Raw genomic sequence first — 5,589 nt, 5'->3', positions numbered from 1 at the left:
TTAAAGCGCAAGTTAACCAACTCCCCATCTCAAAAACAGTTATTGCTCTGGTATCATCTATTTGCCTGTGAAACTCATCGTGATGTGATTGCTACAGCGTTGGGAGTGTTAGGGGGAGAACTGGAAGATAAACGAACTGAACAGTCGCGGGCCATCGTCCAAGAAATGATGCCCAGAATGGTTGTCTAACTCAGCCCGAGCGTTCGGGCAAGTTTGAATCGATGGGTCGAAACCTAACCCGAATTGATGCCGGAACACAGCTTCCCCCTCCTCCCAGTTCCGGTGTTCCGGTGTTCCCTACTTCCCAATTGCCCAATTCACCTGACGCAAAATCCCCCGCAACATGGCGACTTCCTGGGATGAGGGATGGGCGCGATTGTGGAGACGGCGGAACTTCTCCATACGGGCGTTGGCGGTGTGGGGATAGAGATATCCTACCTTCAGCAACAGGTCTTGCAAATCCTCATAATAGGCTTCCATGGCCTCAATGGGCGCCTCCCCCTCCTCCGGTGGCCTCTCACTTAATTCCTGATGTTCCAATGACCCTGGTTCCCCAGCCAAGTTATACAGTTCATAGGCACAAATCGCCACGGATTGCGCCAAATTCAATGACGCATAACTCGCCGTCGAGGGAATCCGCGCGAAGCGTTGGGCCAGATTCAATTCCTCGTTACTCAAACCCCGGTCTTCCCGCCCAAACACTAAGGCGGACGGAGTCCCCAACAGCCAGGGTAAGACTTTCCGGGGATGTTCCAAGTCCGTGGGTAAACTGCGGTTTCGCGCCGTCGTGGCCACCACCCGCTGACAGCCTTGTAAGGCCTCAGCTAAACTAGACAGATGAACGGCCCCCTCTAAAATCTCCTGGGCATGAACGGCCATCTGTCGCGCTTCATCACAGAGCGGGTCACATTGGGGATTGACCAGCAACAAACGGCTCAACCCCAAATTTGCCATAATCCGGGCAACAGACCCCACGTTCAACGGGCCAGCGGGTTCTACGAGAACAATTGAGATGGGGGAGAGGGCGGTGGCAGTCATGGCACAGGGACGAGGGGGTCAGTAGAAGGTTAACCAGAGGGTTAAACAGAACGTATCGACGGCGATGGGACGAAAACATACAAAGTCCAACTTACCGCAAAAGGTCTGTGCTGTTTGTGGTCGTCCCTTTGAGTGGCGCAAGAAATGGGCCAATTGCTGGGATGAGGTGAAATACTGTTCTGAACGCTGTCGGCGACGCCGCTAGAGACGTTGCGCCCCTCTCCGTTGAGCCTGGCCCCTAGAAGAATCTGGAAAATCCCTGTATAATCCCCTTGCGATGGAGTCCCCCCAACTCAGACATCGCCAGTCAACCTCAATCGATTGTCTGAATCTGTCCAAATCTGTCTTTATTTGTCCCAATTATCTGTCTTATGTCCAATACCTACCGCGTCACCCTACATCACCAAGGCGAAACCCACACCATCGAGGTTCCTGAGTCGGAAACTATCCTCAAAGTCGCTCATGACCAAAATATTGAGCTGCCCAGTTCCTGTTATGCGGGAGTTTGTACCACCTGTGCGGCTAAAATCCTAGAAGGCGAAGTGTCTCAAGATGAGGGAATGGGCGTCAGTCCGGAACTGCAAGCCGAAGGCTATGCGCTTCTGTGTGTCTCTTATCCTAAATCGGATTTGGTGATTGAGACGGAGAAGGAAAACGAGGTCTACCAACAGCAGTTTGGTCAAGGGTAATCAGACCCCTATCTTGTGGCATATTTTTGCCATTTTGTCAAGTCTTTACGGTAAATTCGTTATGACGACCCATTTTATCAGTGCCGAGTTTGATGCCAACGAGTCGCCGCAACAACTCCAGCGGGAGATTGAGGCGGAGTTAGAGAAACGCGGTGACCCCCTCCGCTGGGCGGTGACGGACGCGAACCCGGACACGGGCAAGGTTCAAGTTGAGGCGGTAGTCACCCGCCAGGATTAACAGGGATTGCCCGAAGCACCCCACCCCGCAGGGCGAACAGCCGTTCGCCCCTACGTCTTTTCTATTGCCTGTTCCCCGTTCCCTGGTCCCTTCCCCCCCTGTTCCCTTCCCCCATGTACACCGCTGTTCTGATTATCCCAACCGGTATTGGCGCGAGTATTGGGGGCTATGCGGGGGATGGGATTGCGGTGGTTCGGGCCTTGTCTGGGGTCTGCGATCGCCTCATCACCCATCCCAACGTCCTCAATGCGGCCCAACTCTATTGGTCTGACCCCAATATCTTCTATGTGGAAGGATTGGGGTTAGATCGTTTTGCGGCGGGAATCTGGGGGTTGCGGCCGGTGGTGCAAAATCGGGTAGGCTTACTTCTCGATGCGGGAATTGAACCGGAGTTGCGCCTACGTCATCTGCAAGCGGCGGATGCGATGCGCGGGAGTTTGGGACTGTCGCTGACGGACTATGTGGTCACCGATGCGCCCCTGGGGGTGCAACTGAAGCTGGCCGCCTCGGGGGCCAGTTGGGGAACGTTGGACAATCCAGGGAGCCTGCTCAGGGGCGCTAAACGGCTAATTGAGGGGGCTGGGGCCGAGGCGATCGCCGTGGTAGCCCGCTTCCCCGACGAATCCCCAGAACAGCTCCAAGACTATCGTAGTGGGGCCGGCGTAGATGCGATCGCCGGCGCCGAAGCCGTTATCAGCCATCTCATCGTGCGCGAGTTCGGCATCCCAGCGGCCCACGCCCCGGCCCTATCCCCCCTTCCCCCAGATCCCCATCTCTCTCCCCGGGCCGCCGCCGAGGAGTTGGGCTATACGTTTCTTCCCTGTGTCTTAATGGGCCTCAGTCGCGCCCCCCAATTTGTCACGACGGGGGATTGCGGCCCCCAGGATCTGCGATCGCCCGATGTGGATGTGGTCATTGTTCCCGAGGGGGCCTGTGGGGGCAGTGCTATCCTAAGTTGGAGTCAGGGGGCGACTCAGGTGATTACCGTACGAGATAACCAAACCCAGATGCGTTGTCCCGCCGCCCGTTTAGGGATTGAGGCCCTATCCGTGCAATCCTACCTCGAAGCGATCGGCGCGATCGCCGCCCACCGCAGCGGTATCGATCCCAACGCCCTACGTCCCCATATTGCGCCCCTCACGCATCTGTAAACCCTCCTGACAGAAGTTATCGTGAACGATTCCCCCTCTCCAGATTTTGAACCGTTAACCCGCCCGCAAATCCTAGTCGCCATGGGAGTCACGGCGGTTGTCTTGATGATTGTGGCCAAACTCTGGCTACGGTTTGGAAGCGTCCAACTGTTACCCCTCTATTGGAACCCGCAACAAGCCGCTTGGGGCGTCGGATTAAGTTTAGGAATTACCCTAGCCAGTTCACTTCTCTATCGCATCTGGGGCGCCTATCGAGAAAGCGCCCAATTCTATCTCAACCTCGCCATTTCTCCCTTAGCTTGGTTCGATTTAGTCTGGTTAGGCCTACTTCCGGGAATGAGTGAAGAATTGCTCTTTAGAGGGGTGATGTTGCCGGCGATCGGTTTAAATCCCCTCGGCTTAGTTCTTTCTAGTGTCTTATTTGGGATTCTCCACATCAGTGGCCGCAATCAATGGGCCTACACCACCTGGGCCACCATTGTTGGCCTATTTTTGGGCTTAAGTGCCATCCTCACCGGTAATTTACTGGTTCCCATTGTTGCTCATGTTATCACCAATTGGCTCTCAGGTTTCATGTGGAAATGGCATTATGTGAATCATCAAACGTGAGGTCAATCTGAAGTGATGCTCACATCATTTTGCATCAAAAATTTAGGTCCAATCGACTCTCTCAACTGTTCCAACCTGGGACAAATCAATCTAATAATTGGAGGGAATGGGACGGGAAAAACCTTACTTCTCAAAGCATTATACATCACCCTAAAGAGTCTAGAAATGTATCGGCGGGGGAATGAACCAAAATCCCTTGCCCAATTGCTTTCTGAAAAACTCTATTGGACGTTTCAAGTAAGTGAAATTGGGGATTTGGTCACCAAAGGCGTTCCGTCTCCCTTATCCCTAGAACTTTCCCTGGGAGGCGATACCCGAGAGGAAACTATCCAGTACCAGTTTAGCAAAAACACAAGTAAAACAATCCAAACTGTCACCAGTGATGTTTCACCTCGGTCGAGTAATTCAATTTTTATCCCCCCCAAAGAAGTCTTGTCAATTTACAATTTGATTTTAGAATCCCGGGAAAGAGACCGTAGCTTTGGCTTCGATGATACCTACTTAGATTTAGTGAAAGCCTTACAAACCCCTCCAACTAGAGGCAGGAATTATGCACAATTTTCCAGTTCTCGAAGAAGTTTGAGTGATATGATAGGTGGTAAAATAACCTATGATACGCAAATAAAATCTTGGCAATTTAAACAAGGTCACAAAAAAATACCGATTGGTGTGACAGCAGAAGGTATCAAGAAAATATCGATTTTAGATACCTTATTAGGAAATCGTTACCTTGATACAGATTCAGTCATTTTTATTGATGAACCGGAATCTGCACTTCATCCAGGGGCCATTTCCCAGCTATTAGAAATCATGGTCACGTTATCTGAAGCTGGACTTCAGTTTTTTCTAGCCAGTCATTCCTACTTTGTGATTAAAAAGCTATCGGTTCTGGCACAAAAAAAGCCCGGAACAACGATTATGATTCTCTCGACTGATGGAGCCGCCTGGGAAATCAGCAATCTCGCCGATGGTTTGCCTAAAAACTCTATAATCGATGAGTCAATTCGTATTTATGAAGAAAAACTGAACCTTGTTTTAGATTGACGTTTCAGGTTGACTTAGGGCGTTGGAATCGTTTTATGTATATCAATGAATCTAACATGAGGTTTGGTCCGTTTTCCGAATCGGACTGCTTTCGTATTGAAGAGAGTCAAACTTATCAAGAGATTCGCCAAGGAGTCAAAATAGCCGAATTCGCCTTAATTCGTCCAAAATCTGACTCAAATCCGGTTAGTCTTTGGATTGTTGAAGCAAAATCAAGTAGTCCCCGTCCGAACACACAACCAAATTTTAGGGAGTTTATTGAGGAAATTCAGGTTAAGCTCACAAATACATTAAATCTAACCCTCGCGACTTGCTTGAAGCGTCACAAAACTTGGCAGGAATTGCCAGAATCATTTCAAAAATTAGATTGGACAAATATTCGTTTTGTTTTAATTTTGGTCATTCAAGGTCATGACGAAGCTTGGCTTCCGGAGTTAAAAGATGCTCTAAAATATGCGTTACAGTCAACTCGACAAATTTGGGGAGGTTCCGTGAAATCTGAAGTCTTGGTTTTAACTTCTGGGGAGTTTGAGGGGCGATAAGTCCCGCGCTGTACCAGAATGGTCAGCCTCGGGATACATGGACTCCTCAAGTCAATTGAAGGGGTCGATGCCCTGAAAATTGACAAACCCACTGATTGTCATGCTATAATATTATCGCCAATTATTTTCACGGTAATGCTGAGAGCGACCAAGTACAGAATCTACCCGACCACTGAGCAACGGCAACACCTTGCCCAGAGTTTTGGTTGCTGTAGATTCGCATGGAACTACGCTCTTAACCTTACCAATGAAACCTATAAGACGACAGGGAAGGGGTT

The 5,589-nt window shown here is 50.5% G+C and carries 10 protein-coding genes; 9 read left to right on the top strand and 1 reads right to left on the bottom strand.

Features of this window, described 5'->3' with window-relative positions; translation table 11 throughout:
• The coding region (locus R6U67_RS00275) for a hypothetical protein (protein ID WP_410250682.1) at positions 1 to 189 on the top strand (189 nt) is incomplete at its 5' end.
• A 108-nt stretch (positions 190 to 297) separates the two neighbouring features.
• Here R6U67_RS00275 and R6U67_RS00270 read toward each other — a convergent pair.
• A complete protein-coding gene (locus R6U67_RS00270) occupies positions 298 to 1,038 on the bottom strand; it encodes an RNA methyltransferase (RefSeq protein WP_410250681.1) in 741 nt (246 codons plus the stop codon).
• Between the two features lie 64 nt (positions 1,039 to 1,102).
• Between R6U67_RS00270 and R6U67_RS00265 the strand changes: the two genes are divergently transcribed.
• The 8 genes from R6U67_RS00265 to R6U67_RS00230 all read left to right on the top strand — a co-directional run.
• Complete coding sequence (locus R6U67_RS00265) at positions 1,103 to 1,243, top strand: DUF2256 domain-containing protein (RefSeq protein WP_410250680.1); 141 nt, start codon at positions 1,103 to 1,105, stop codon at positions 1,241 to 1,243.
• 166 nt (positions 1,244 to 1,409) lie between these two features.
• Positions 1,410 to 1,727, top strand: a complete 318-nt coding sequence (locus R6U67_RS00260; protein WP_410250679.1) for a 2Fe-2S iron-sulfur cluster-binding protein — start codon at positions 1,410 to 1,412, stop codon at positions 1,725 to 1,727.
• Between the two features lie 61 nt (positions 1,728 to 1,788).
• Positions 1,789 to 1,965 carry a hypothetical protein gene (locus R6U67_RS00255; protein WP_410250678.1) on the top strand — a complete coding sequence of 59 codons (177 nt, stop codon included), beginning with the start codon at positions 1,789 to 1,791 and terminating at the stop codon, positions 1,963 to 1,965.
• A gap of 113 nt (positions 1,966 to 2,078) precedes the next feature.
• On the top strand, positions 2,079 to 3,116 hold the full coding sequence (locus R6U67_RS00250) for a DUF3326 domain-containing protein (RefSeq protein WP_410250677.1): 1,038 nt from the start codon (positions 2,079 to 2,081) through the stop codon (positions 3,114 to 3,116).
• A gap of 81 nt (positions 3,117 to 3,197) precedes the next feature.
• On the top strand, positions 3,198 to 3,725 hold the full coding sequence (locus tag R6U67_RS00245) for a CPBP family intramembrane glutamic endopeptidase (RefSeq protein WP_087707543.1): 528 nt from the start codon (positions 3,198 to 3,200) through the stop codon (positions 3,723 to 3,725).
• A 15-nt stretch (positions 3,726 to 3,740) separates the two neighbouring features.
• On the top strand, positions 3,741 to 4,769 hold the full coding sequence (locus tag R6U67_RS00240) for an AAA family ATPase (protein WP_410250676.1): 1,029 nt from the start codon (positions 3,741 to 3,743) through the stop codon (positions 4,767 to 4,769).
• A gap of 35 nt (positions 4,770 to 4,804) precedes the next feature.
• Positions 4,805 to 5,311, top strand: coding sequence for a hypothetical protein (locus R6U67_RS00235; RefSeq protein ID WP_410250675.1), 507 nt, complete (start codon positions 4,805 to 4,807; stop codon positions 5,309 to 5,311).
• 135 nt (positions 5,312 to 5,446) lie between these two features.
• Positions 5,447 to 5,589, top strand: a 143-nt coding sequence (locus R6U67_RS00230) for a helix-turn-helix domain-containing protein (RefSeq protein WP_410250683.1), incomplete at its 3' end; no start/stop codon positions are given.

The organism is Sodalinema sp., from assembly GCF_046483825.1.
Lineage (GTDB): Bacteria > Cyanobacteriota > Cyanobacteriia > Cyanobacteriales > Geitlerinemataceae > Sodalinema.
This window is presented reverse-complemented; position numbering and strand designations above follow the sequence as displayed.